Annotated in this window: 26 protein-coding genes and 1 pseudogene; 9 read left to right on the top strand and 18 right to left on the bottom strand. The window is 58.7% G+C overall.

Annotation, left to right across the window (positions count from 1 at the left end; all coding sequences use genetic code 11):
- Window positions 1–53: 53 nt before the first annotated feature.
- On the bottom strand, window positions 54–602 hold the full coding sequence (locus FFS62_RS12480; RefSeq protein ID WP_137973133.1) for a plastocyanin/azurin family copper-binding protein: 549 nt from the start codon (window positions 600–602) through the stop codon (window positions 54–56).
- 164 nt (window positions 603–766) lie between these two features.
- Window positions 767–1,126: a co-regulatory protein PtrA N-terminal domain-containing protein gene (locus FFS62_RS12485; protein ID WP_137973134.1), complete on the bottom strand. Its 360-nt coding sequence runs from the start codon at window positions 1,124–1,126 to the stop codon at window positions 767–769.
- 208 nt (window positions 1,127–1,334) lie between these two features.
- Here FFS62_RS12485 and FFS62_RS12490 point away from each other — a divergent pair, with 208 nt between their 5' ends.
- Together FFS62_RS12490 and FFS62_RS12495 are read left to right on the top strand one after the other, a co-directional pair.
- Window positions 1,335–2,012: a heavy metal response regulator transcription factor gene (locus FFS62_RS12490; protein ID WP_137973135.1), complete on the top strand. Its 678-nt coding sequence runs from the start codon at window positions 1,335–1,337 to the stop codon at window positions 2,010–2,012.
- A gap of 2 nt (window positions 2,013–2,014) precedes the next feature.
- Window positions 2,015–3,397 carry a heavy metal sensor histidine kinase gene (locus FFS62_RS12495; RefSeq protein ID WP_137973136.1) on the top strand — a complete coding sequence of 461 codons (1,383 nt, stop codon included), beginning with the start codon at window positions 2,015–2,017 and terminating at the stop codon, window positions 3,395–3,397.
- Window positions 3,398–3,466: 69 nt separating this feature from the next.
- Here the strand turns inward: FFS62_RS12495 and arsJ are convergent, their stop codons facing one another.
- Genes arsJ through FFS62_RS12520 form a run of 5 tightly spaced genes read right to left on the bottom strand, consistent with a single transcriptional unit; the run spans window position 3,467 to window position 7,297 of the window.
- Window positions 3,467–4,687, bottom strand: coding sequence for an organoarsenical effux MFS transporter ArsJ (gene arsJ, locus FFS62_RS12500; protein WP_137973137.1), 1,221 nt, complete (start codon window positions 4,685–4,687; stop codon window positions 3,467–3,469).
- Between the two features lie 9 nt (window positions 4,688–4,696).
- Window positions 4,697–5,701, bottom strand: a complete 1,005-nt coding sequence (locus tag FFS62_RS12505; RefSeq protein WP_137973138.1) for an ArsJ-associated glyceraldehyde-3-phosphate dehydrogenase — start codon at window positions 5,699–5,701, stop codon at window positions 4,697–4,699.
- A gap of 46 nt (window positions 5,702–5,747) precedes the next feature.
- Window positions 5,748–6,464, bottom strand: a complete 717-nt coding sequence (arsH, locus tag FFS62_RS12510) for an arsenical resistance protein ArsH (RefSeq protein WP_137973139.1) — start codon at window positions 6,462–6,464, stop codon at window positions 5,748–5,750.
- 55 nt (window positions 6,465–6,519) lie between these two features.
- On the bottom strand, window positions 6,520–6,876 hold the full coding sequence (locus tag FFS62_RS12515) for a metalloregulator ArsR/SmtB family transcription factor (protein ID WP_137973140.1): 357 nt from the start codon (window positions 6,874–6,876) through the stop codon (window positions 6,520–6,522).
- Window positions 6,877–6,883: 7 nt separating this feature from the next.
- The gene (locus tag FFS62_RS12520) at window positions 6,884–7,297 is read right to left on the bottom strand and encodes an arsenate reductase ArsC (protein WP_137973141.1); all 414 of its coding nucleotides are present in this window, start codon (window positions 7,295–7,297) and stop codon (window positions 6,884–6,886) included.
- Window positions 7,298–7,421: 124 nt separating this feature from the next.
- Here FFS62_RS12520 and FFS62_RS12525 point away from each other — a divergent pair, with 124 nt between their 5' ends.
- The 3 genes from FFS62_RS12525 to FFS62_RS12535 all read left to right on the top strand — a co-directional run bounded on the left by FFS62_RS12525 (window position 7,422) and on the right by FFS62_RS12535 (window position 10,122).
- Window positions 7,422–7,772 carry a helix-turn-helix transcriptional regulator gene (locus FFS62_RS12525; RefSeq protein WP_137973142.1) on the top strand — a complete coding sequence of 117 codons (351 nt, stop codon included), beginning with the start codon at window positions 7,422–7,424 and terminating at the stop codon, window positions 7,770–7,772.
- 38 nt (window positions 7,773–7,810) lie between these two features.
- Window positions 7,811–8,899: an NAD(P)/FAD-dependent oxidoreductase gene (locus FFS62_RS12530; protein ID WP_137973143.1), complete on the top strand. Its 1,089-nt coding sequence runs from the start codon at window positions 7,811–7,813 to the stop codon at window positions 8,897–8,899.
- Window positions 8,900–9,051: 152 nt separating this feature from the next.
- Window positions 9,052–10,122: an MFS transporter gene (locus FFS62_RS12535; protein ID WP_371920124.1), complete on the top strand. Its 1,071-nt coding sequence runs from the start codon at window positions 9,052–9,054 to the stop codon at window positions 10,120–10,122.
- 343 nt (window positions 10,123–10,465) lie between these two features.
- On the opposite strand, the gene FFS62_RS23425 is transcribed toward FFS62_RS12535, so the two are convergent.
- Together FFS62_RS23425 and FFS62_RS23175 are read right to left on the bottom strand one after the other, a co-directional pair.
- Window positions 10,466–11,071: a DUF6088 family protein gene (locus FFS62_RS23425; protein WP_137973144.1), complete on the bottom strand. Its 606-nt coding sequence runs from the start codon at window positions 11,069–11,071 to the stop codon at window positions 10,466–10,468.
- 85 nt (window positions 11,072–11,156) lie between these two features.
- Complete coding sequence (locus FFS62_RS23175; RefSeq protein WP_171016321.1) at window positions 11,157–11,594, bottom strand: hypothetical protein; 438 nt, start codon at window positions 11,592–11,594, stop codon at window positions 11,157–11,159.
- A gap of 83 nt (window positions 11,595–11,677) precedes the next feature.
- Here FFS62_RS23175 and FFS62_RS12550 point away from each other — a divergent pair, with 83 nt between their 5' ends.
- The gene (locus FFS62_RS12550; RefSeq protein WP_137973145.1) at window positions 11,678–11,968 is read left to right on the top strand and encodes a helix-turn-helix domain-containing protein; all 291 of its coding nucleotides are present in this window, start codon (window positions 11,678–11,680) and stop codon (window positions 11,966–11,968) included.
- Window positions 11,969–11,978: 10 nt separating this feature from the next.
- Window positions 11,979–12,212, top strand: coding sequence for an AbrB/MazE/SpoVT family DNA-binding domain-containing protein (locus FFS62_RS12555; protein WP_137973146.1), 234 nt, complete (start codon window positions 11,979–11,981; stop codon window positions 12,210–12,212).
- A gap of 115 nt (window positions 12,213–12,327) precedes the next feature.
- Here FFS62_RS12555 and FFS62_RS23430 read toward each other — a convergent pair whose 3' ends face one another.
- The 4 genes from FFS62_RS23430 to FFS62_RS12575 all read right to left on the bottom strand — a co-directional run bounded on the left by FFS62_RS23430 (window position 12,328) and on the right by FFS62_RS12575 (window position 14,678).
- Complete coding sequence (locus FFS62_RS23430; protein ID WP_137973147.1) at window positions 12,328–12,591, bottom strand: BPSL0761 family protein; 264 nt, start codon at window positions 12,589–12,591, stop codon at window positions 12,328–12,330.
- 73 nt (window positions 12,592–12,664) lie between these two features.
- Entirely contained in the window at window positions 12,665–13,939 is a 1,275-nt protein-coding gene (locus FFS62_RS12565; RefSeq protein ID WP_137973148.1) for a Y-family DNA polymerase, read from the bottom strand.
- A complete protein-coding gene (locus FFS62_RS12570; RefSeq protein ID WP_137973149.1) occupies window positions 13,936–14,379 on the bottom strand; it encodes a LexA family transcriptional regulator in 444 nt (147 codons plus the stop codon). Before FFS62_RS12570 ends, FFS62_RS12565 begins: the two co-directional genes overlap by 4 nt.
- A 92-nt stretch (window positions 14,380–14,471) precedes the next feature.
- Window positions 14,472–14,678 carry a carbon storage regulator gene (locus tag FFS62_RS12575; protein WP_171016322.1) on the bottom strand — a complete coding sequence of 69 codons (207 nt, stop codon included), beginning with the start codon at window positions 14,676–14,678 and terminating at the stop codon, window positions 14,472–14,474.
- A gap of 101 nt (window positions 14,679–14,779) precedes the next feature.
- Here FFS62_RS12575 and FFS62_RS23240 point away from each other — a divergent pair, with 101 nt between their 5' ends.
- On the top strand, window positions 14,780–15,289 hold the full coding sequence (locus FFS62_RS23240) for a hypothetical protein (protein WP_178084354.1): 510 nt from the start codon (window positions 14,780–14,782) through the stop codon (window positions 15,287–15,289).
- Here FFS62_RS23240 and FFS62_RS12585 read toward each other — a convergent pair.
- The 3 genes from FFS62_RS12585 to FFS62_RS12595 form a co-directional block, all read right to left on the bottom strand.
- Window positions 15,264–15,653 (bottom strand): antitoxin Xre/MbcA/ParS toxin-binding domain-containing protein, encoded by a 390-nt coding sequence (locus tag FFS62_RS12585; protein WP_137973151.1) that lies wholly within the window; start codon window positions 15,651–15,653, stop codon window positions 15,264–15,266. The two genes, FFS62_RS23240 and FFS62_RS12585, sit on opposite strands and share 26 nt — an antisense overlap.
- A 32-nt stretch (window positions 15,654–15,685) precedes the next feature.
- A complete protein-coding gene (locus tag FFS62_RS12590) occupies window positions 15,686–16,414 on the bottom strand; it encodes a hypothetical protein (protein WP_137973152.1) in 729 nt (242 codons plus the stop codon).
- 97 nt (window positions 16,415–16,511) lie between these two features.
- A complete protein-coding gene (locus FFS62_RS12595; RefSeq protein WP_137973153.1) occupies window positions 16,512–17,483 on the bottom strand; it encodes a site-specific integrase in 972 nt (323 codons plus the stop codon).
- A 182-nt stretch (window positions 17,484–17,665) separates the two neighbouring features.
- Between FFS62_RS12595 and FFS62_RS12600 the strand changes: the two genes are divergently transcribed.
- Window positions 17,666–18,658 carry a DNA-binding protein gene (locus FFS62_RS12600; protein WP_137973154.1) on the top strand — a complete coding sequence of 331 codons (993 nt, stop codon included), beginning with the start codon at window positions 17,666–17,668 and terminating at the stop codon, window positions 18,656–18,658.
- A 315-nt stretch (window positions 18,659–18,973) separates the two neighbouring features.
- Here the strand turns inward: FFS62_RS12600 and FFS62_RS12605 are convergent.
- Window positions 18,974–19,945: pseudogene (locus FFS62_RS12605) on the bottom strand (ExeA family protein).
- A complete protein-coding gene (locus FFS62_RS12610; protein WP_200876640.1) occupies window positions 19,935–21,572 on the bottom strand; it encodes a DDE-type integrase/transposase/recombinase in 1,638 nt (545 codons plus the stop codon). The pseudogene FFS62_RS12605 and the gene FFS62_RS12610 overlap by 11 nt, the downstream one beginning before the upstream one ends.
- Window positions 21,573–21,574: the final 2 nt, after the last annotated feature.

Raw genomic sequence — 21,574 nt, forward strand, 5'->3', positions numbered from 1 at the left:
CGTTAGATCGGTGCTACTCAAGCCCACGGCTAACGGGTAGCACCGCTGCTGATCTAACGTAGGGCAAACTCACCCACCATTCCCGCCTGATAATGTCCAGGTAGTGTGCAGGCAAAGCTCAAGCTCCCAGCCTTAGGAAAGGTCCACACGAACTCTTTGGTTGTGCCGGGCTCGACGAGAATCGCGTTTGGATCGTCATGCTTGGCTTTGATGACTTCCGGATACCCAGGCGGGTTTGCCTCACCGGTGCCATAACGCTCGTGCCAGACAATGCTTTCGGTCATGCCTGTCGGCGTTAACGTGCCGTCTTTGAACAAGGCAGCCATCTTGCGCTGGTGCTCCAGTTGGGTCGCGGCTTGGCCTATGTTGAACTCGTGCATCAATGCGCCTTCGTTCTTCAGAACGAAACGCACGGTTTCACCTGGCTGCACATCGATGGTCTTTTGGCTGTAGCTGATGTCGTCCATCTTCACGAAGATGGTACGTGTAGTCGGCGTCGACTGGGCCAGTTGCCCAACGTCGTCACTGGTCTCGGCTAGCGCCGGAAAAGCGGTGCTGATGAACAGCGCACTGATCAGCAGATTCGGAGTTATGCGTTTCATGGTGAGACCTCGCTTGGGGTGTTGGAAATCTCATGCTATTCCCCGCTTCCTGTCAGACCGCTGACCCCAAAACTACAATTGCGTCACCAGGAAAAAGTACGGCGCCGATGTGGCGCCGCTAGGCCAAAGGAGCAATCACGGAAGGCCTGGAAGATGGGGAAATCTCACTTGTGGCACTCTTTGTCGGCCATCATCAGCTTGTGCTCACGAATCATTTGAGCCAGCACGCCGTCTACCAGCTTGTCGTGCGTTTCCATCCAGGCCAGATGCTCTTCGGCAGATATGCCTGGAGCTGGGTGTTCGTTGTGCAGCTTACTCATGATGTCTTCGAGCATTTTCATGTGCTCCTTCAAGTGCACATGCCGCTCACCGACAGGGGCCTGCTCCGCCTGGATCAGCACGGCTTCGGCTTTGTCGCTCATTTGTTGTATGCGCTCGAAGACACGATCACTGCCCCCCTCGGCCCAAGCCATAGAAGACAGCAGCAGCGAACCAACCAGGAGCAAAGGTTTCAGCGATTTCATAGGGCAGTCTCCATCAGTGAAAGCTGTGGCCGGCACCTCTTGGTCTTGTCTAATGAGGGCCGAGAGCACAACCCAGTGCTCATGTTTGCACCCTAGACCAGCCACCCTGTCAGGGACCTGAAGCCAGAATTACATTTTCGTAAGCTTCTGGTTGGCGGCCCTGTTTGCCTCCAAACTCAGCCCCACACGACTTCAGGAATCTGCTCGCATGAAACTTCTGGTAGCTGAAGATGAACCCAAAACCGGTGCGTATCTGCAGCAAGGCCTCACCGAGGCAGGGTTCAATGTCGACCGGGTCATGACAGGTACCGATGCGCTTCAGCACGCGCTGAGCGAAGCCTATGACCTCCTGATCCTAGACGTGATGATGCCGGGGCTGGATGGATGGGAAGTGCTGCGCATGGTGCGAGCGGCAGGAAAGGATGTTCCAGTCTTGTTCTTGACCGCACGCGATGGGGTGGAAGATCGGGTTAAAGGTCTCGAGCTGGGGGCAGACGACTACCTGATCAAGCCATTCGCGTTTTCAGAACTTCTGGCCAGGGTTCGGACATTGCTGCGCAGAGGCAATGGCTCCCCTACGCAGGCCACCATGAGGATTGCAGACCTGGAAGTCGATCTGATGAAGCGACGCGCTGTCCGCGGAGGAAAGCGAATCGACCTGACGGCGAAGGAGTTTTCATTACTTGAATTGCTGCTGCGACGGCGCGGTGAGGTTCTTCCAAAGTCGCTGATTGCTTCACAGGTCTGGGACATGAACTTCGATAGCGACACCAACGTCATTGAGGTTGCAGTGCGCCGGTTGCGCGCAAAGATCGATGACGATTTCGATCTCAAGCTGATCCATACCGCCCGTGGAATGGGCTACATGATGGATGCTCCGGAGTAAGCATGCGCCATCTTTCGTTAACCGCACGTATGAGCCTGATGTTCATGTCCGCAGTGATCGCTGTTCTGACAGCGGCAGGCTTGAGCTTCAACATGCTTAGCCAGCACCACTTCAAAATGTTGGATAGGCAGGCCTTAGAAGAAAAACTCGAATCGACCAGGCATCTCCTCAACAACGCCCGCAACGGATCGAACCTTACCGAAGAACTACCTCAGTTGCGGGCCTTGCTCGGCGCTCATCAGGAACTGGCGGCAACCATACTTGCCAGCGATGGCACTGTGCTCTTTTCCGATACCAAGGCGTTGGAGATCCCCGACGACTTCAAGCGAACTGAGAGTACAGGGATGTGGGATTGGCAAAACGGGGAGCAGATGTACCGCGGAGTGACCGCCAAGATCACGGTACCCAATCAGCCTCAACCACTCACGGCAGTACTCATTCTCGACGTCACCAATCACGCACATTTCTTCGACACGCTACAACGATGGTTCTGGATTGGATTGACCATCAGCGCCCTGATCAGCGCCGCACTGGGTTGGGTAGTTGCTCGAAGCGGCCTCAGGCCCTTGCGACAAGTCACGAGTCTCGCCACCTCGATGTCCGCACGATCGCTGCAGGAACGAATCCCCCTAGAGCCTGTGCCGTTGGAGCTGCAGCAACTCGTTCAGGCTTTCAATGCCATGCTGGCTCGGTTGGAAGATGCGTTCGTCCGGCTTTCCAATTTCTCAGCGGACATTGCTCACGAGCTGCGTACTCCGGTGAGCAATCTGATGACTCACACTGAGGTTGTTCTGAGCAAAAAACGTGATACCGATGCCTACGAGGAAAACCTGTTTTCCAATCTGGAGGACTTGAAGCGCATGTCTAGGATGATTGATGACATGCTCTTCTTAGCAAAATCAGATAATGGACTGATCCCCCCTGAACGAGCCCCTATCAATCTTGCGGACGTTGTGACCAAGCTGTTCGATTACTACCACCTATTTGCCGAAGATCATGGCATCTTCCTCAAGGCTTCCGGCGGGGGCCGTGTCCTTGGCGACAGGCTGATGCTTGATCGGGCTATCTCCAATCTACTGTCCAATGCTCTGCGCTATACCTCCGCTGGACGAGCCATTTCGGTAACCGTCCACCAGACCGAGAGCTCGGTCACCCTGACTGTGGAGAACCCCGGCGAAACGATCAAGCCAGAACACCTGGCGAAGCTCTTTGATCGCTTTTATCGAATTGATCCCGCCCGGCGGGAAGGCAGCCCAAGCAATGCGGGTCTTGGGCTGGCGATTACCCGATCAATAGTCGAGGCCCACGGAGGACGGATCTGGTGCACCTCTGCCGATGGCATCACTGGCTTTCACATGGAGTTTCCCAGGCTATCTGGGTCATAACTTCACTCGCGATCGCTACCCGATGGACCATTGCATCGAAGCATCAGACAAGCCAAGACGCCCGCCTCATCAGGAGGGCATCTGGTGCCGAGGCAGCCCGACGGAGATTAGCGCCGCCAGCAGCACGAAGCCACTGGACACCCACAGGCAGGCCCCCAGCCCGTACTGCTGGAATACCCAGCCCGAGAGCAGCGTGCCAATCAGGCGACCCAAGGCGTTGGACATGTAGTAGAAGCCCACGTCCAGGGACACCCCGTCCTCCTTGGCATAGCTGACGATCAGGTAGCTGTGCAGCGACGAATTCACCGCGAACAGCACGCCGAACAGCATCAGCCCACCCAGCAATACCGTCTGTGCCGACCAGCCAGTGCTCAGACCCAGTGCGATCAGCGCCGGCAAACCGGCCAGGGCCAGAGCCCAGGAGAAGGCAGCGCGGCCATCCGGCACGTGTCCGCTCTTCTTGCCGGTGATGCTAGGGGCGAAGGACTGCACCATGCCGTAGCCGATGATCCAGGCGGCGAGGAAGCTACCCACCAGCCAGAAGTCCCAACCGAATACGGTACTCAGGTACACCGGCAGCGCCACCACGAACCACACGTCGCGAGCGCCGAAGAGGAACAGCCGCGCGGCCGAGAGGATGTTGATCGCCCGGCTTTTGGAGAGCATATCGCGGAACTTCGGCTTGGCCTTGGCCTTACCCAGATCCTTCTTCAGCAGCACCAGGCTGCCCAGCCAGATCAGAGCCAGCACCGCCGCCATGGCCAACACCGATCCAGTAAAACCGAGCAAGGCTAGCAGCGCTCCGCCGAGAAAGAAGCCCACGCCCTTGAGCGCGTTCTTCGAGCCGGTAAGGATGGCCACCCACTTGTACAACGTGCCCTGCTGATTGTCCGGCACCAGGAGCTTGATCGAACTCTTGGCGGACATCTTGTTGAGATCCTTGGCGATGCCAGACAGCGCCTGGGCGCCCATTACCCAGGGCACTGTCAGCCAGGCGGCCGGTACTGTCAGCATCAGCAAGGCCAGCACCTGCATGCCCAGGCCAATGTTCATGGTGCGGTTGAGGCCTAGACGCGCGCCGAGATAGCCGCCCACCAGGTTGGTGATGACGCCGAAGATCTCGTAGAACAGGAACAGCGCAGCGATCTGCAGCGGCGTGTAGCCCAGGGTGTGGAAGTGCAACACCACCAACATGCGCAACGCGCCGTCGGTGAGAGTGAAAGCCCAGTAGTTGCCGGTAACCAACAGGTACTGACGCACTTCCGCAGACAGGGCTGACAACGCCTTCATGATCGCTGCTTACTCCGCCGCGCCGACCAGTCGAGCCAGCTCCGCCGCTCTGTTGGCGTACCCCCACTCGTTGTCGTACCAGGCGTAGATCTTCACCTGGGTGCCAGCCACCACCAGGGTAGACAGCGCGTCGATGATCGAAGAGCGCGGATCGGTACGGTAATCGATGGACACCAGTGGGCGCTCTTCATAGCCCAGGATGTTCTTCAGCGGACCTTCTGCGGCGGCCTTAAGCAGCGCGTTGACCTCTTCGGCGGTGGTCGCACGTTCTACCTCGAACACACAGTCGGTCAGCGAGGCGTTCGCCAGCGGTACGCGCACGGCGTGGCCGTTCAACTTGCCGCGCAGCTCGGGGAAGATCTCCGCAATGGCCGTGGCCGAACCGGTGGTGGTCGGGATCAGGCTCATGCCGGAGGCGCGAGCGCGGCGCAGATCCTTGTGCGGGGTGTCGAGGATGCTCTGGGTGTTGGTCAGGTCGTGAATGGTAGTAATCGAGCCGTGGCGGATACTCAGGTTCTCGTGAATCACCTTGACCACCGGCGCCAGGCAGTTGGTGGTACAGGACGCGGCAGTGACGATGCGGTGCTGCGCCGGGTCGAACAGGTGCTGGTTGACCCCCATCACCACGTTCAGCGCGCCCTGCTCCTTGACCGGTGCGCAGACCACCACGCGCTTCACGCCTTGATCCAGATAGGCCTGGAGCACGGCGACGGTCTTCATCTTGCCGCTGGCCTCGATCACCAGGTCACAGCCGCTCCAGTCGGTATCGGCGATGGCCTTGTTGGCGCTGACGCGAATGCGTTTGCCGTCGATCACCACGCTCTCACCATCGCTGCCCGCCTCATGCTGCCAGCGGCCATGCACCGAGTCGAAGTTCAGCAGATGAGCATGGGTGGCGGCATCGCCGGCCGGGTCGTTGATCTGCACGAAATCCAGCTCGGGCCAGTTCCAAGCAGCGCGCAGGGCCAGGCGGCCGATGCGGCCGAATCCGTTAATACCGACTTTGATCGTCATGGTGCGGTCTCGCGTAAAAGGTCTTGAATTGAGTCGAACGGGTTAATCAGATGGAGCGCTGGTTGACACGCTTAGATAGCTCTTCCGCCGACTCCTTGCGCTCGGAATAGCGGTCAACCAAGTAGTCGGAGCGGTCACGTAGCAGCAGGGTGAACTTCACCAGCTCCTCCATCACATCCACCACCCGGTCGTAGAACGAGGACCGCTTCATTCGGCCGTCCGCGTCGAACTCCAGGTAAGCCTTGGGCACAGAGGACTGATTGGGGATGGTGAACATCCGCATCCAGCGGCCGAGTACACGCAGCTGGTTGACCACGTTGAATGACTGCGAGCCACCGCATACCTGCATCACCGCCAGGGTCTTGCCCTGGGTCGGGCGAACCGCGCCAATGGCCAGCGGCACCCAATCGATCTGCGCCTTGAACACGGCGGTCATCGAGCCGTGACGCTCCGGGGAACACCACACCTGGCCTTCGGACCACTGCATCAGCTCGCGCAGCTCCTGCACGTTAGGGTGGCTATCTGGAGCATCGTCCGGCAGCGGCAAGCCACGCGGATCGAAGATGCGCGTCTCGGCACCGAAGCGTTGCAGCAAGCGTGCTGCTTCTTCGGTCAGCAGGCGGCTGAAAGAACGCTCGCGGGTAGATCCGTACAGCAACAGGATGCGCGGCGGATGGGCTGAAGCTGACTCGACGCCGAGCTTATCCGGTGTAGGCAGGTCGGCCAGGTCGACATCCAGGTTGGGCAACAGGTCGTCTTGCATGGTTACTCCTACTAAATCAGGTACTAGCCCCCGTCTGGGGGACGTTCAATCGGTGTCAGCAGCAGGTTGCTGCCCGCTCCGGGCGATCACCCATCTGCTGTAGACGCTGAGGGTCTTCACCGAACAAGGCGCGGTTCGCCGCGTGCGTAGCCTGGAGGATCTGCAGGACCCACTCCGGCAGCTCGGGGTGCAGGCGGTAGTACACCCATTGGCCTTGCCGGCGATCTTCAAGCAGGCCACAGGTGCGGAGCTGGGCCAGATGGCGCGAAATCTTCGGCTGGCTCTCATCGAGCGCACAGGTCAGCTCGCACACGCAAAGCTCCCCCTCCTCCACGATCAGCAGCATGGCGCGCACTCGCGTCTCGTCAGCCAGGCATTTGAAAACGGTGACGGGGGTTAGGGACTCAGCCATCGCGACCTCAGCGTTTGGTTTTTACCAAGACGAACATCTTGATGCGTTCATGGATCTCATGAAGGGTGCGGCGGAATGCTTCCGGCTTGGTGCTCGTAACTGGGTCTTCAAAGTTCCACGCGAGAACCTCGCCTGCGCCGGGGAGCACCTGACATTCCAGCGCCGACTTGTCACACAGGGTGATGACGTAGTCGAAACGCTGCCCCTCGAACTCATCGATGGACTTGCTGCGCAAACCTTGGGCAGCCACATCAAGATGCTCCAGCGCCTCAATCGTCCGATGGTCGACCCCGCCAGGCTCGGTGCCAGCACTGAAAGCCTCGAAGTGCTCGGAGTCGGTATGTCGCAGCAAGGCCTCGGCCAGTTGAGACCGGGCGGCATTGGCCACACACACGAACAGCACACTGCTTTTGTTGCTCATCGAGAACACCTAAATATATTCGCTTAAACGAATATATGGATTTCCATATGAACTGTAAAGCGACCACAAGAGAGTTCGACCCTAGGCTTTACATGTGCATAAGCATGCACATATATTGTTCCGCATGAACAGCAGCACAACTCTCCGAACTCAGGCCATCGAAGCGGCCATCGACTCGCTCGACAGCGCGTTCTTCAAGGCTCTCTGCGAGCCGCCGCGAGTGGCGGTGTTGAAGCGCGTCATGCAGCTAGGCCGCGCTGACGTAACCGAGATCGCAGCGGAGCTACCGCAAGAACGCTCCGTGGTTTCTCGTCACCTCCAGGTGCTGCTTGAGGCCGGCATCGTTCGCTCGGCCAAGTTAGGCCGCCAGGTGTTCTACGAGGTCGATGGGCCGGCCATCATCAAGAGGCTGGAAGACATCCTGCAGCACACCAAGGCCATCGCTCCCTTCTGCTGCCCGGGCAGCCAGCCCTGAGTTTTCATTTCCTTAAATACGTGCATGGGTGCGCATAAATGAACGCAAATAGCCGGATTATCGATGTCATCGTCATTGGCGGCGGGCAAGCCGGCTTGGCGGCAGGCTGGCATCTGCGCCAACAGGGACTGGATTTCCTCATCCTGGATGAACAGCAGCGTCCGGGCGGGAACTGGCACAACTACTACGATAGCCTGAAGCTGTTCTCACCGGCGGCTTACTCTTCGCTACCTGGCATGGCATTCCCTGGACCAGCGAAGCACTACCCGTCGCGACACGAAGTGGTGAGCTATCTCGAGCAGTATACCGAGCGCTTCCAGCTGCCGATTCGCCTCAACACGTGGGTGGCTGCAGTGCATCGCGAAGAAACTGTGTTTCGCGTGGACTCGGCTGATGGCCAGCAATTTCTCGCCAAGGCGCTGATACTGGCCTCAGGAGCCTTCAGTCGACCGTACACGCCAGATATCCCGGGGCTCGACAGCTTCGGCGGCACGCGCCTGCATAGTGCGCAATATCGCAACTCTGCCGGATTCGAAGGGCAACGCATCGTGGTTATTGGCGCGGCCAACTCAGCGGTGCAGATTGCTCACGAGCTGGCACAAGTGGCGCAAGTCACCCTGGCCACGCGCGAGGCCATCCGCTTTATGCCCCAACGCATACTCGGTGCCGACTTCCATGATTGGCTGAAGTGGACGGGCTTGGGTAAAACCCGCTGGCTCAGCGACCAGAGCACGCCGGTGCTGGACGATGGAACTTATCGACGGGCATTGAAGGCCGGTCGCTACAGCCAGCGCCCTATGTTCCACCAGGTGACGCCCTCCGGCGTCGTTTGGGCTGATGGGCAAGTAGAGCGCATTGATAGTCTGATATTCGCAACGGGCTTCCGTCCCAATCTGCCCTTCCTCGAAGGCCTGTCGGTGATGGATGATCGAGGCAACGTACTACAACGGCATGGCGTCGCTACTCGTGTTCCCGGCCTGTATTTCGTGGGTCTGCCGAAACAACGCAACTTCGCCTCGGCCACGCTGCGCGGAGTCGGCCCAGACATCGAGCACAACCTCAAGCATCTGCTGCGTTACCTGCAGGCCGCGCCGACAAGCTTGAGCGGTACCGCATTGCAGTCATGACAATTAGAGCCCTTTCCGTGACCCAACCTGAAAGCCGCCAACCAACGATCAATCGAGTCAAACTGGTCTGGGCCCTGGGTATCGCCTAGATACTGGCCTGGAGCACGACGTACTATCTGCCGGCCATACTGGCGACACCAATCTCCAAAGGCATGGGCTGGTCGCTGACCAGTGTCGTGGCAGGGTTGTCCTGGGGGTTGCTGGTCGCTGGCATCTGCTCACCACTGGCAGGCCGCCAGATTGATCGCCACGGGGGGCGGCCCGTCCTGGCCAGCAGTTCGCTGTTGATGGCGTTGGGGCTACTTCTGATGGGAGTGGCCGGCCATCTGCTCGTCTACTACCTGGCTTGGACCTGCATCGGTGCGGCGATGGCAGCGGGCCTGTACGACGCCGCGTTTTCCACCCTGGGCCGCTTGCTCGGGGACGGCGCGCGTACCTCGATGACTGGCCTGACCCTTCTTGGCGGCTTCGCCAGTACGTTGGGCTGGCCCCTGATTGCGGGACTGGAACACGAGCTTGGCTGGCGATATAGCTGCTTCGTGCTAGCAGGAGCTCATCTATTTATCGGGCTGCCAATCTACCTCGTGGTGGTACCCAAAGAAGCTTCAATAGCTGCGCAGAGCAGCCATGCTCAGGCGGCAAATACTCCACCACCATCACCAGAGTACCGACAGCTCTTTCTATTGCTGGCGCTACTCCTGACGCTTCAATCGCTAGTGGTTTCTGCCGTTTCTGTTCACCTGCTTGATGTGCTGAAACTGCTAGGAATCGCTTCTGTCACCGCGCTCGCCATTGGCATGGTGATCGGGCCGGCACAGGTAGTGGGCCGCCTCGCGGAGTTTTCCATAGGCCGCAACCTACATCCGACTTGGCCGGCACGAGGAGCCATTCTGCTGAGTGGTGTTGGCATCGTCATGTTGATGCCTGGTGCGCCATGGCTGGCCTTTGTAGCGATGGCGCTGTATGGAGCTGGCAACGGCATTCTGACCATCGCTCGCGGCACGCTGCCCTTGGTGCTTTTCGGCAAAGAAGGATACGGAGCGCGAATGGGGCTACTGGCCCGCCCCATGCTGATCGCTCAAGCCACCGGCCCGGTCGTGGCCGCAATCGCAGTGGATAGGCTAGGGCCACAAGCCTTGCTGGCGGCAATGGCTGTTCTGGTGGCCACAAGCCTGCTGGCAAGCTTCAGCCTCCCATCGCAATCCGCACCAATCGAGGATTGAAGATCGCCAGTAGCACGTTCTCAGTAAATCGCGAACGGCCACTTTTGACCTAGTCCTATGGAAAGCTCGCCTCGCAACTGATCGTCGTTCGTCCCGACGCTAGGTTGCCCCAGGCAGGTAGTAATATTTCAGGCAATCAATCTGAATTCCAGAAGCGACAAAGGCAACTAGGCGCTCTAGGACGAGCTTTATAGGTCTTTATAGTCAATTATAGAGCGATTATAGAATCCCATTTCTGGACGCAGATTTTGCGCAGTCCGCTTGTGGCTGGGAGTGCTCAGCCGCGGCCTCACGCAGCCAAGAAAGTCAGCGAAGTAGTCACATAGGGATGCGGCTCAACGGATCAAGCACGCTTCGACTGAGCACAGATTGCATCAGCCATCCAGCCAGGCATAGATCCTTGTACTGACTCCAGAGCCTGCCATTCGCTCTCAGGCAACAAGGTGTGAAGCCTTGCCACAGCCTTCGTTGCACTGGGCTCACCCATCCATTGCAGCGCCCGAATTGCATCCCCAGCCAGCGTCGCTCCAAGCGACATTAGCCATGCAGGTGCGCATCTGATTTCAACCTGATACGCGCCAAACCGAAGCGTGCGAGCTTGGCCGTTGGTTAGGAAAATTTCGCGCAAAGGCATCTGAGTCGTCAGACCTAGCGCATTCGCTACATAACCCCCGTGCCGAACAATGACCTCGTTCGTGACAGCAGCTAGCGATTGGATGACCTTGTACGGTCTTGGAGGAAGGAAGCCATGTGGGCCGTATTTTGTGGCTACTGGTACCACATACAATCCGCGCGACACCCTCATCAGGCGTCCACGGTGTACCAAGCGGGACAGACATCGCGATACTGCGGCACGGCTTCCTAAATTCAGAAATAGTTCTGGGGTAAACACTTGGCCTTCTGGAAAGCGCTGACTAGCTTCCAGGATCAACTCGTGGAGTGGTTTCATACAGATTTACCGCTAACGTCTTGAAGCAAGCCTCCCGCGCAGTACCTATTGAGAGCCAAATCTCTCGGCGATGGCCATTCGCACCTCAGGCCGAACACATTGAAGAGCTGTAGACCTGATGCTTCGCCGCGTCCAACGCATGCCGGCATTCTCTCTGAGAATACGTATGGCCTGAAGCTGTCGTGAAGTCGTAACCCAAGACTCGCTCGTCCTGGTCATAGACCCTTACCAGCTCTGTCAGCCTCTCCATCGTCCAATCAGCGGACCCATTCAGGCGTGCAGGCAGTACAACCTGGATCGCTTCGATCAGCGTCCCAGCTGTGCGCCTTTTCAGCATGTCCTCAAGCTCATCCTCTGATGGTATTAGAAGCATCGTTCTCCACGCTGCTGCCTTCTGGCGCCGGTTCACCATCACGTAGAACCAAGGGCGATGCTCCTCGAACTCGACGAATCGCCACATTTGGGTGTCCTCCCCAAGCAGCGGCGGATACGCGATTTCAGCGCGCCTGTACGTGATAAACATCAGCACATCCTCTTTTAAGCTATATATAGCATAGCCCCAGAGACGCTAAAAAGGCTTCATCGTTCCTTTTGCGAGACAGCAAAATGGAACTCAACGAAGCCCTTGGTCTGGTGATCAAGAATCTACGAAATTCGAGGGAACTACCTCAGGAAGGGTTGGGCCCCAGTCAGAGCTACATCAGCGCGATCGAGCGCGGTAAGTGGAAGCCATCCATCGAAAAGGTTGAGCAGATTGCCGAGGTTGTCGGCATCCACCCTCTGACGCTTCTGGTTCTGGCTTATCAAAGGCAAACACCTGGACTAAAGCCTGATGAGCTGCTGAAAAAGATCCAACGAGAAATCACGAGCCTGAAAGGCAGCTTGTCACTTGAGTAGGCATGTGCAGATGAAGTCGAGGCAGGTGGTGATTGAGGACTGGGATGGCGACGGTGCCATCCGCATTCCCGATGAGGTACTTCAGGAGCTGGGTGTCGACGTCGGGGACAGCCTCTACCTCATCGAAGAATATATCGGCTCCACCCGCTGCCTTGTGCTCAGTAAGTCGCCGCAGATTCCCGATCGGATAGATGAGCTTGTGAACACGTGGGACGGCGCAGCCCCGAAGCATCCAGCGAAATAATCTGGTTTCGCGATCCCCAGCCAGCTATCCTATGCGCGCAGCCCAAGAGCTTCCTCTCCCGGGCGTTGTACCGGTGATGAAACTTGGTTCGAGGCGGCCCCTAAGGCCGCCTTTATCATTTCTGGCCGGCTGAAGTCGGAACGAACTCTTTGAATGTGGAGCTGAAGACTGGCCCCATAGCCCCCAATGGCAAGGTCTCCGATTGCTCTTCTATTCTCCCGGCGAGGATCACGTCATCTCGCGAAGGGAAGTGGCGCAACAGAAACTTGGCATCATTCCGCACCTGCTCGGGCAGGCTGCTATCCCGGGACAACTTGACGAGGAAATCCCGAGTTTGTACCACCGCGCGTGAGCGCTCATCTGGCATTGTCATTTCCATTCCCCAGAAAGCCGGATGCGGTCAGTCTCACCTACCCCGGCCATGATCGCCAGCACCTCGTTGACAGGCGAACTCATCCTCGCACGCCAATCAGCTCATCCCAGCAGGTCGTATAGCGTTGGCTCAGCATGTCCCGTCGCATGGCCCACTTTGGCTTCTTCGGCACTCGGCCAAAACGCACAGCGCCCCTCCCTTCCCGCTCGTTGATGCTGTCGATCACTGTCATCAGCTTTTCGGCACCTGGGCGCGGGCTCGGGGTGAATAGATCTGCAGTCACCTCTCCGCGCTGACACAGATCCATCAGCAGGATGGAACACTTCGAGAACGGAAATCCTGGGCGATATATCTGGCCCAAGCCACGCTGGGCCAGCGCGAGAATCTCACGGGTATCGTCAGTGGGCGCCGGCAGCGCCAGGGTGATGGCATTGGCATAACGAGGACATTTGAGGTCCGCCAGCTGGGTCTGCAGGCCAACCTGGATAGTGCTGCACAGCGACTGCTGCTTTCGCAGCTTCTCCGCTGCACGAGTGACATACGAGGTTAGCGCCTCACGGATTGGCGGCAGCTCCGTTTGGCGGGTTCCAAACATCTTGCTCGAGCAGATGGCTTGCTTGGGTGGCGGCCCCTGGTGGAAACCGATGCAACTGACGCCACGCAGCTCACGCGCCGTACGCTCCATGGTCACGCCAAAAGTCTTTCGCAGCGTACCGACATCGAACTGCGCCAAATCCCAGGCAGTAGAAATGTTCAACGCGGCCAGCTTCGCCGCGGAGCGGTGGCCAACGCCCCACACCTCACTCACCGGCGCGAGACGCAGCAGTTTTTCCTGGCGAACCGGATCGGTTAGATCGAGCACACCACCGGTACCCCTCCACTTTTTCGCGGCCCAATTGGCCAGCTTCGCCAACGTCTTGGTAGTGCCGATGCCTACCCCCACAGGCATGCCTATATCGCGCGCCAGGCGCTGGCGAATGCTCCGCCCAAGTCCCTCCAGGTCCTCGACGCCCGTCATGTCTCCCCAGGCCTCGTCGATGGAATACACCTCGATGCCGGGCAGCATGTCAGCCATCACTCGCATGACGCGGTTGCTGATGTCGGCATAGAGCGTGTAGTTGCTGGACCGGACAGCGACACCATGTTCACGTATCAGCTTGCGGACGTCATGAAACGGCGCCCCCATAGGTATGCCCAGAGCCTTGGCCTCCGAAGTACGAGCAATCACGCATCCATCGTTGTTCGACAGCACCACGACGGGCCGGCGCTTGAGCTGCGGTTGGCAGATGCGCTCACAGCTGCAGTAGAAAGAATTGCAATCGACCAACGCGAACACGCGTGCGGAGGTACTCACTCAGCCACCTTGCTGAGTATGAAGCGCACCACTCCCCACACCTCGATAGGCACCTCACCATCTAATTGCACATCTTGAATATGCGACTCGGCAGCCCGCAACCAGCGGCCGCCAAACATATCCTTCACGACCCAGCGCACCTGGTAGCCCTCGCTGCCCAAGTCGACGATCACCAGGCGGTCATCCACATGGCCCGCTGCACGGTTAATGACCAGCCTGTCACCTTGGAAGATGCCGAACCCCACCAGGCTCATATCCAACACTCGCACCGGCCACATGTGAGGGGCGCCGAGATCGGTCAGGAGATCTAGCGAAAGCCCCCTCTCCTTCTCATCGTCTGCGGGCGATTGAAAGCCAGTAATGCGGAGGCCTGCGGCCACATCGGTAAGCAGGCGCTCGCGGATTAGCTCGCTGCGGGCGAGTATCGAGAGAGATGACATCGGAACATCCAACAAATACTGTATATGTAAACAGTATTTGCGAAGGTTCCGGAGTGGTCAATCGGGGAGTGGTTTCCACCGACAGGAGGCACTCAGACGTCGAGCAACTCTTCACGGTAGATGCCTACCTGCTTGGGGGCTTCGATGCCCACGCGAACAGCCCCTTGCCCCCTGGTGTCGATGCGGATCGTTATACCGTCGCGCAGTAGCTGCTTTAACAGCTTGTCGGCGTCGACGCCGGGGTCGATGGTCAAACGGATGTTCTCGCCATCGCGGCGGGTGAGGCTCAGGTAGCCCATGCGAAAGTCCTTTTCGATTGAGAGAATGTGCGTCATGCACGGGCAGTCTAGAACATGGTTAGCAAGGCGTTTGAGCAGCGGCCCACAATGGAGGATCGGCTATGTGCGGTGGTGTAGAGGCCCGCGAGGCAGACAAGGTCTGGAAGATCTACTTCCCGAACCCCAAGGCAGCGATACCGGTGCTGTTCGAGGACAGTAGTCAGCTCGAATGGATTCATTGGGGGCGGCGGCAGGACGAACCGGGGACAGGACCTGAAGGCGGCTGGGCTCGATTCCACACCGTACAGGCCGGCGGCTGGAGGAAGTATCGGCCTCGCCGCGGCTTTGGGATGGTGCAGCGCTTTATGGAGAAGGAAGGAAAGCCAGGAGAGAAGAACCGCCCTTCGCACTGGTTCGACGTCCAAGAAGGCTGCGCCCTAGAGTGCTTGGTGATTGGCGAAGGTGATGAACGCCGTGTTTACGTGGTGACCACGGACCCGCCGGCGGAGTACGCCTGGATCCATGCTCGGTGGCCGCTGGTGACTCCACTGGATGTAGAGTTCCGCCGCCAAGGCCCGCTTGAAGATGACCTGATCGGCGATTCAGTCAGGCCGGCAGACCGTGCTCGATAGCGAGCAACACCTGGCGTGCAGCCCGCCCACCGGCCTCGCTGCTCAGCAGGGAGACGGGCTGCAGGTTTCCTAACGCGATATTGGGTGACGTAAGCCAGCGAGTCGCTGCGGCGTGATCTGCCTCCAGCACGTTGATCAGCACGTCGGCCAGGCCCGCGAGTCGGCAAAACGCATCGCCCTCAGCAGGCGTCATGAGGGAGGCCTCCGGAGCCTTTCCGATCCAGGCTGCTACGGTGCCGGAATCAACACCCAGCACCTCACCCAGACAAGCGGTTAGCTCAGCGGGGAGCCCCGTCATGATCGCTAGGTGCAGGTGGTAATGGCTCTGGGGCAGTCCAACTTGCTCAATAAGCTTCTTCATCATGACAACCCTCTGGTTGAGGTCCGACGGCTCAGTTATCTGCCGTGCCGGGGCCTCCGCTGCCTGCGAATGCCTGATGCGCAGAAACTCGCTAGGGAATGGCCATCTTGGATCATTACCCTGTCGAAGGTGTTGAAGACTCCCTCCGTCTGGAATATGCGGTCAAGGGCAGCGTCCGCCAATTCAACTCGACGGCCAGGCTCATTCCAGTTGTCATAGATAAGCAACCAATTCTGGTCGAATCGGACGTAACCATCTGCTTTCTTCATCTTCTGCGACACGAAGTATGCCATCGCTTCGGCCCAGCTCTCGGCGCCATTGCCGCACCATGGCTCACCGGGTTGATTGTCCCTTATCAGTTGGCGCTGGGCTTTGGCTGTGAGCTTGTCCTCGCCCACGCCTGCCCTGCGCGGAAAGAAGATGGCGATATCGTCACCAGGTGTTCGCCACAGATGCGGTTCTGTCTCGCGCAACCGATCCATGCTGGCGTTGTTACTGGAAACGGCCTCAGTGATTTCGATCCCAATCGTTAAGTTTGCGCACTGAAGTTGAATATCTGGACGGTCCGAGTGAACCACCTTGATCGGCTGCATCTGTTTGGGGCAGTCAGTCCGAAGCATCCAGATGATTGAGTAGATCTCGGTATGGTCCGTAGACCTTCCTTCAGAGCGAAGCGGAACGTCAGTCACTATCCTACCCAGTTGGCGCTTGCGCTTGCGTCGGTCGGGGGCAAGCTCAAGTAGAAGATAGGGTTTGTGGAGCACTGGACTTCTCATTAGCTGGGCTACGTTCAGCCTCTTGGCGCTGTTAGTTTTTTGCGAATTCCCGCCACAGACAGTAGCTGGATAACCCAATGAGTAGCTAAGGCAGTTTCTCTGGGTAGATGAGCGATCCAGCGGTCAAGGTTTGCGGGAGCCCCAGCTGCCCAGGAAACATTCCAACACTTTCGACATAGCGCAGCGCGGATTGCCCATCGGTCCAACCGACATACTGCATCAGCGCCTTGAGGTCCCAGCCGCTACGAGTAGCCCAGGTGGCAAAGCCACGGCGCAGCGAATGACTGCTGTAGAGCTCAGCAGGCAGTCCTGCCGCCTCCAGTACGGCGCGGAGGATCGGAATGACACTGTTCGAATGTAGGCCTTCTTCGCCTAGGTGTCCCCAGCGGTCGATGCTGCGAAAAACCGGTCCCCGCGCAATGCCGGCCAGGCTGATCCAGTCGACGTAGGCCTGTACGGGGCAAAACCTAGCCAGCGCCGGCGCACTGAAAGTCTGGCCGAGACTATCCCGGTCCCCTTTGCTCCAGGGCAGGAATAACTGCATCCCCTCCCCGGGCCGCACCTGGATGTGCTCGACCTGCAGGCGACACAACTCGTCACTGCGAAACGCGCGCCAGAAGCCGATCAGGATCAACGCGCGGTCACGCCAACAGCGCAGCATCCGCGGCCAGTCGTCCTCGACACGGGCCTGATCGCCAGTCCGCTCCAACCACAACACGCACTGCTCGAGCTGGCGGAGCTGCAAGGGTTCGGCCTGCTTCTCCTGACGCGGATGCAGCGTACGGATGCCTTTGAGGACCTGACGGACCAGTGGGGTCTTGGTTGGATCCGGAAAACCCTGGCTGACATGCCACTGCGCCAGGGCTGCCAGGCGCAGCTTGAGCGTGTTGCTGGACAGCGTGGCGGCGTGGTCGACCAGGTAGCGCACGATGGCATCGCTGGTCGCCGGCAAGAAGCCGCCCCAAGTCACCTCGAAGTGCTCAAGCGCCTGCTGGTAGCTGCGCCGCGTGTTGGCGCGGGTGCCGGCCTGCAGGTACCGCTCAATCTCCTGGCTCATCTGAGCGCATCCCCTTGGTGTACCGGTGAGCGACTACCAAACGACGAAAATGGCGCTTCACCTTGGATAATTCGTGATTACCCAATTCTAGATTATTGGCAGAAAAGAAGGGAAATTCTTGATAAAGTGCTATGTATCTACATGGTATGTACCACAGAACGAAATTGTCAGGAGGCTCCGTCATGGCCCGTGGTGGAATCAACAAAGCTGTTGTGCAGAAAGCGCGGAATGACCTCCTCGCCCGCGGTGCCCACCCCAGTATTGATGCGGTGCGCATCGAGTTAGGAAACACGGGCTCCAAGACCACTATCCACCGTTATCTGAAGGAGCTGGAGGCTGAGAGCAAGCCTGCTTTGTCGGAAGATAGGCTGAGCGGACCGCTGACGAATTTGATGGGCCAACTGCTGGATCAACTGAAACAAGAGGCACAGCAGTCGGTGGCCGAGGCCCACGAAACGCTGCAGCGCGAACGCTCGGCAGTACAACAGCAATCGGCCGTACTCGAAGGCAGAATGCGCGAGCTCGAATCACAGAGTTCGAGCCTGGCACTACAGCTGCAAACAGCTCAGGATTTGATTCACCAAGAGCAACTACAACGGCAAGCAGTCGAAATCGATAATGCTCGCATGGTGCAATCCCTGCGGGACCTGGAGGTACGAGTAAAGGAGCGCGATGAGCGAATCCAATCGCTCGAAGACATGCATCAGCACGCTCGTAACGGTATGGAGCATTACCGTCAAGCCAGTAAAGAGCAGCGTGAGCAAGAGCAGCGCCGTCATGAAACTCAGGCCACTCAGCTTCAGGCTGAGATACGTCAGCTGCAGCAAACGCTTATGGTCAAGCAGGACGAGCTAACGCAGCTGAATCGCGACAACGCACGACTGGTCACTGAGGCACGGCAGCATCTGAAAGATCAGCATGCACTGGAGCAGCTTCTCACGCAGAGGGATAAGGCTTTAGAGAGCGCTCACACCTCGCTGGCCAGCGTAAAGCGCACGAATGAAACGCTGGATAGACAATGTCAGGCTCTGCAAGGAGAAGTGACTCAACTCGATGAAGCCTACACAGCGCAAACACAACGAGCACAGAACCTGCAGGAACAGTTAGCAGAAGCTGCCGGCCAATTGAAGGCACTCAAAGATGTATCGCCGCCGGCTCCTGAACCGGCGCCCTAGGAGACCTAGTACCGCGGCTGCCTGAAAAATCATCCCGCGCGTCTCACATCGGCCCGCATGGCCTGGCGCAGCGCCTCCTATTCACATTCGCTCATCTTGAACGAGTGAAAGCTCATCCTCTTTGCGTGGTGCAACGCTACCTGTAGCGGCCTGCATTTAAAAACGTCCCGACCTGCAATCAATACGATTTTCGACCGGAATTAACTGCGACTGACCGGCCCGGCAAACCAGCATTAACTGCGAATGAGCCTGCATTGATCCGCGCCGACCTGCATTCCATCGTCGCCAGCCTGCATTATTTGCAAATGACAGGACTCAGATAGGCAAGCCCGCTGCCAGCATCTTGTCACGTAACTCAACCGCCCGCGCCGGGTCTAGCGCATTACTGAACAGAGCCTTGATTTCGGTGGGTTTGGCATCGAATTGCTCCACTAGATCCTTGATGCGGTAGCCGTGACGAGTGAGGGTTGGCTCCAGATCATCCAGTTGGCGCGACAGCACCGATTGCACGAGTTCCGCCGAAACGGGTTTCTCGCCGGTCAGGTAGCCGGCTTCCAGTGCCAGGCTGAGGTGCAGTTGGATTTGCAGTGGCGTGCGCAGTTAAGTGGCGAGTAGGTCGATCGCGTCTTCGGTCAGAATCGACTCGGGTTCGACCTTCCCCGCAGTGCAGGTTTCCAGCAGCCACTGAATGTATTCCCGCTGACTGCCAGCAATGCCATCGAGCGAGAAGATGTCGGTGCGGTAGCCGATTTCCTCCATCGTCGGTCGGCGCAGGTCGTTACGCAGCTTGGGATGCCCGGCCAACACGATCGACAGCCGCCCGTCACCGTCCTCCACCAGCTCCATCAGACGCTTAAGACCGGTCAGGGTATGGCCGTTGAGGTCATGGGCCTCATCGACGAACAGGGCGACCGGGCGCTTGTTCTTCCTCACCAACTCGCGTAGGTCACGCTCACGCTTTTCGCCCTGGGTGGGGATGCGTACCTGCTTCTCGGTGGAGAGGTCATAGAAGAGCGCTGCGATGAAAGTGGCCAGCTTGATGCTGTGCTTTTCAATGGCGAGAGACTTGGAGACCGTGATCTTCTTTTCCTCTTCCATCGCTTGTTGAAGCCGGCGCAGCATTACGGTCTTGCCGCTGCCGATGACGCCGCACAGTGCAATCAGCCGTCCTTCGAAGATCGCCCCCTTGATGTCCTTGATCAACTGCTGATGGTGGGCGGTTTCAAAATAGCCGGCCTGGTTCAGTGGCAACGCCAGTCCGTAGTGCTGCATTACTTCAGCCCGCATGTTCTTCTCCTGTTTTCTTATGGCGGAAGTAGCCCCGCACGCGCTCCAAGACAATGCGGCGTGTCAGGGTTTCGCTCAGCACCTGATGGATGAAGGCTTGATCGTCGGGAGAGAGCTTAGCCAACGGCTGCGCTAGGTCATCGGCAATGGCGAGCTTGGCGGCGATGGCATTGGGAAACCGGTATTCGTGCGCCTCGGCATCGAAGGGTTGGCGTGGCAGTGCCGTCGGAATAATAGAGGGTGTGAGTCGCACATCGTCGCCAGCCAATGCGGCGATAGGCAGGCCAAGCTGGCCGGCTAGCAAGCGGATGCGATCAGAGCGCTCATCCGCCTTGCCGCGTTTGAAGGCGCGGTAACGATGTAGGGGAATTGGCCCGGAGACGGGGTAGTAAGGTCCGAAGCGCTCCCCCTCGAACTCGGCATAGAGTTCGTCATCGAACAAGCCCCAGAGCAACACCACGGTTTCGCCCGCCATGTCGGGCTCCACCTCGTAGGCCGTGCCGTCGATGGTGACGCGGGCATCGACGCCGACCTTGCGTCGTTCCGGCTCGCGGGCAAAGCGGCAAAACTGTTCCCAGGTGCACATTTCGCGCAGGCCCTCGACGGGCAGGTTGGCCAGCCAGTCCTCAATCCGCGAATGCGGTTCGGAGCGATGATCCTGCACGTTGTAGGTGCGCACCAGATAACGCAGCAGCCACTCATTGGCCTGCGCTTCGGTTTCCGGTTTGTGGAAGTGATACAGCGTCTCGTGGGCTTCCTTCACCGTGCGGAAGGGGCGCTCCACTTTGCCTTTCGAGCGAGCCGTGGTGCGGGTGCCATCCTTGCCGGCCGGGATGTGTGTCTGCCATTCGATGTCCAGCGCCTGCATGACGTTCTGGAATACTCGGCGTTTGGCCACCGGGCCGTTGTCCAGGTAGATCATCTTCGGGCGGCCTTGGAAGGGAAAAGTCGGGTCCGCCTTCAGCGTCATGGCGTTGAACAGGAAGCGCAGCGCTGACTCCGCGTCCTCGCCATATACACAGTGGTACTCCTGATAGGCCACTCCGCTGCGGTCATCCACCACGCTGAACAGCATCAGCGTCGGCATGCCCCTAGCCGGATCGATCCAGTCCGGCTTATCGATGTGCTTGAGGTCGGAGGGCGACAGGTCGAACTGCCAGCAGTCATTGCTGTGCGCAGCCTGAAAGCGGGTGGCCGGTGGTTGCCGCAACAGCCGCGACTGGTCCAGGTGCCAGCGGCTTAGGTACTCGTTCACCGTGCTGCGGGTCAGAACCCCTTTGGGCGCCTTGACCAAGCCTTGCTCGGTTTCCACCCCATAGCCCTCCAGCAGCTCGATGGCACGGCGGGTAGATAGGTGCCGCCCTTGTTTGTTGGTGGTGCGCAGTTTCAGCGCGGCAATTAGCTCGCAGTAGCGCTCCAGCTCGGCCTGCTGCAATACCCGCGGCTTACCATGGTCGGCGCGGTGAGCCGCGTGGGGTTTATGGATGAGGTTCAGCGCCCGGTATACGGTGCTTGGGGACACGCCGTACAACTCGGCTATCGCGGCCACCTGAGTAATCCGTTCCGGGCTTTTCTTGGGCAGACGGTCGAGCCGCTGCCGCAACTGCATCAGCGAATCGGTCGGGATGG

Source organism: Pseudomonas sp. F(2018) (assembly GCF_005508865.1).
Taxonomy (GTDB): Bacteria; Pseudomonadota; Gammaproteobacteria; order Pseudomonadales; family Pseudomonadaceae; genus Aquipseudomonas.

Coding starts and splice junctions, on each gene's coding strand:
- FFS62_RS12525 (WP_137973142.1), top strand. CDS start 7,422: ATGAACAGCAGCACAACTCTCCGAACTCAGGCCATCGAAGCGGCCATC.
- FFS62_RS12595 (WP_137973153.1), bottom strand. CDS start 17,483: ATGAGCCAGGAGATTGAGCGGTACCTGCAGGCCGGCACCCGCGCCAAC.
- FFS62_RS12550 (WP_137973145.1), top strand. CDS start 11,678: ATGGAACTCAACGAAGCCCTTGGTCTGGTGATCAAGAATCTACGAAAT.
- FFS62_RS12570 (WP_137973149.1), bottom strand. CDS start 14,379: ATGTCATCTCTCTCGATACTCGCCCGCAGCGAGCTAATCCGCGAGCGC.
- FFS62_RS23175 (WP_171016321.1), bottom strand. CDS start 11,594: ATGTTTATCACGTACAGGCGCGCTGAAATCGCGTATCCGCCGCTGCTT.
- FFS62_RS12480 (WP_137973133.1), bottom strand. CDS start 602: ATGAAACGCATAACTCCGAATCTGCTGATCAGTGCGCTGTTCATCAGC.
- FFS62_RS12505 (WP_137973138.1), bottom strand. CDS start 5,701: ATGACGATCAAAGTCGGTATTAACGGATTCGGCCGCATCGGCCGCCTG.
- FFS62_RS12520 (WP_137973141.1), bottom strand. CDS start 7,297: ATGAGCAACAAAAGCAGTGTGCTGTTCGTGTGTGTGGCCAATGCCGCC.
- FFS62_RS12575 (WP_171016322.1), bottom strand. CDS start 14,678: ATGGGCTACCTGAGCCTCACCCGCCGCGATGGCGAGAACATCCGTTTG.
- FFS62_RS12530 (WP_137973143.1), top strand. CDS start 7,811: ATGAACGCAAATAGCCGGATTATCGATGTCATCGTCATTGGCGGCGGG.
- arsH (WP_137973139.1), bottom strand. CDS start 6,464: ATGCAAGACGACCTGTTGCCCAACCTGGATGTCGACCTGGCCGACCTG.
- FFS62_RS23430 (WP_137973147.1), bottom strand. CDS start 12,591: ATGGAAATGACAATGCCAGATGAGCGCTCACGCGCGGTGGTACAAACT.
- arsJ (WP_137973137.1), bottom strand. CDS start 4,687: ATGAAGGCGTTGTCAGCCCTGTCTGCGGAAGTGCGTCAGTACCTGTTG.
- FFS62_RS12585 (WP_137973151.1), bottom strand. CDS start 15,653: ATGATGAAGAAGCTTATTGAGCAAGTTGGACTGCCCCAGAGCCATTAC.
- FFS62_RS12490 (WP_137973135.1), top strand. CDS start 1,335: ATGAAACTTCTGGTAGCTGAAGATGAACCCAAAACCGGTGCGTATCTG.
- FFS62_RS12535 (WP_371920124.1), top strand. CDS start 9,052: ATGGGCTGGTCGCTGACCAGTGTCGTGGCAGGGTTGTCCTGGGGGTTG.
- FFS62_RS12515 (WP_137973140.1), bottom strand. CDS start 6,876: ATGGCTGAGTCCCTAACCCCCGTCACCGTTTTCAAATGCCTGGCTGAC.
- FFS62_RS12495 (WP_137973136.1), top strand. CDS start 2,015: ATGCGCCATCTTTCGTTAACCGCACGTATGAGCCTGATGTTCATGTCC.
- FFS62_RS23425 (WP_137973144.1), bottom strand. CDS start 11,071: ATGAAACCACTCCACGAGTTGATCCTGGAAGCTAGTCAGCGCTTTCCA.
- FFS62_RS23240 (WP_178084354.1), top strand. CDS start 14,780: ATGTGCGGTGGTGTAGAGGCCCGCGAGGCAGACAAGGTCTGGAAGATC.
- FFS62_RS12555 (WP_137973146.1), top strand. CDS start 11,979: ATGAAGTCGAGGCAGGTGGTGATTGAGGACTGGGATGGCGACGGTGCC.
- FFS62_RS12485 (WP_137973134.1), bottom strand. CDS start 1,126: ATGAAATCGCTGAAACCTTTGCTCCTGGTTGGTTCGCTGCTGCTGTCT.
- FFS62_RS12600 (WP_137973154.1), top strand. CDS start 17,666: ATGGCCCGTGGTGGAATCAACAAAGCTGTTGTGCAGAAAGCGCGGAAT.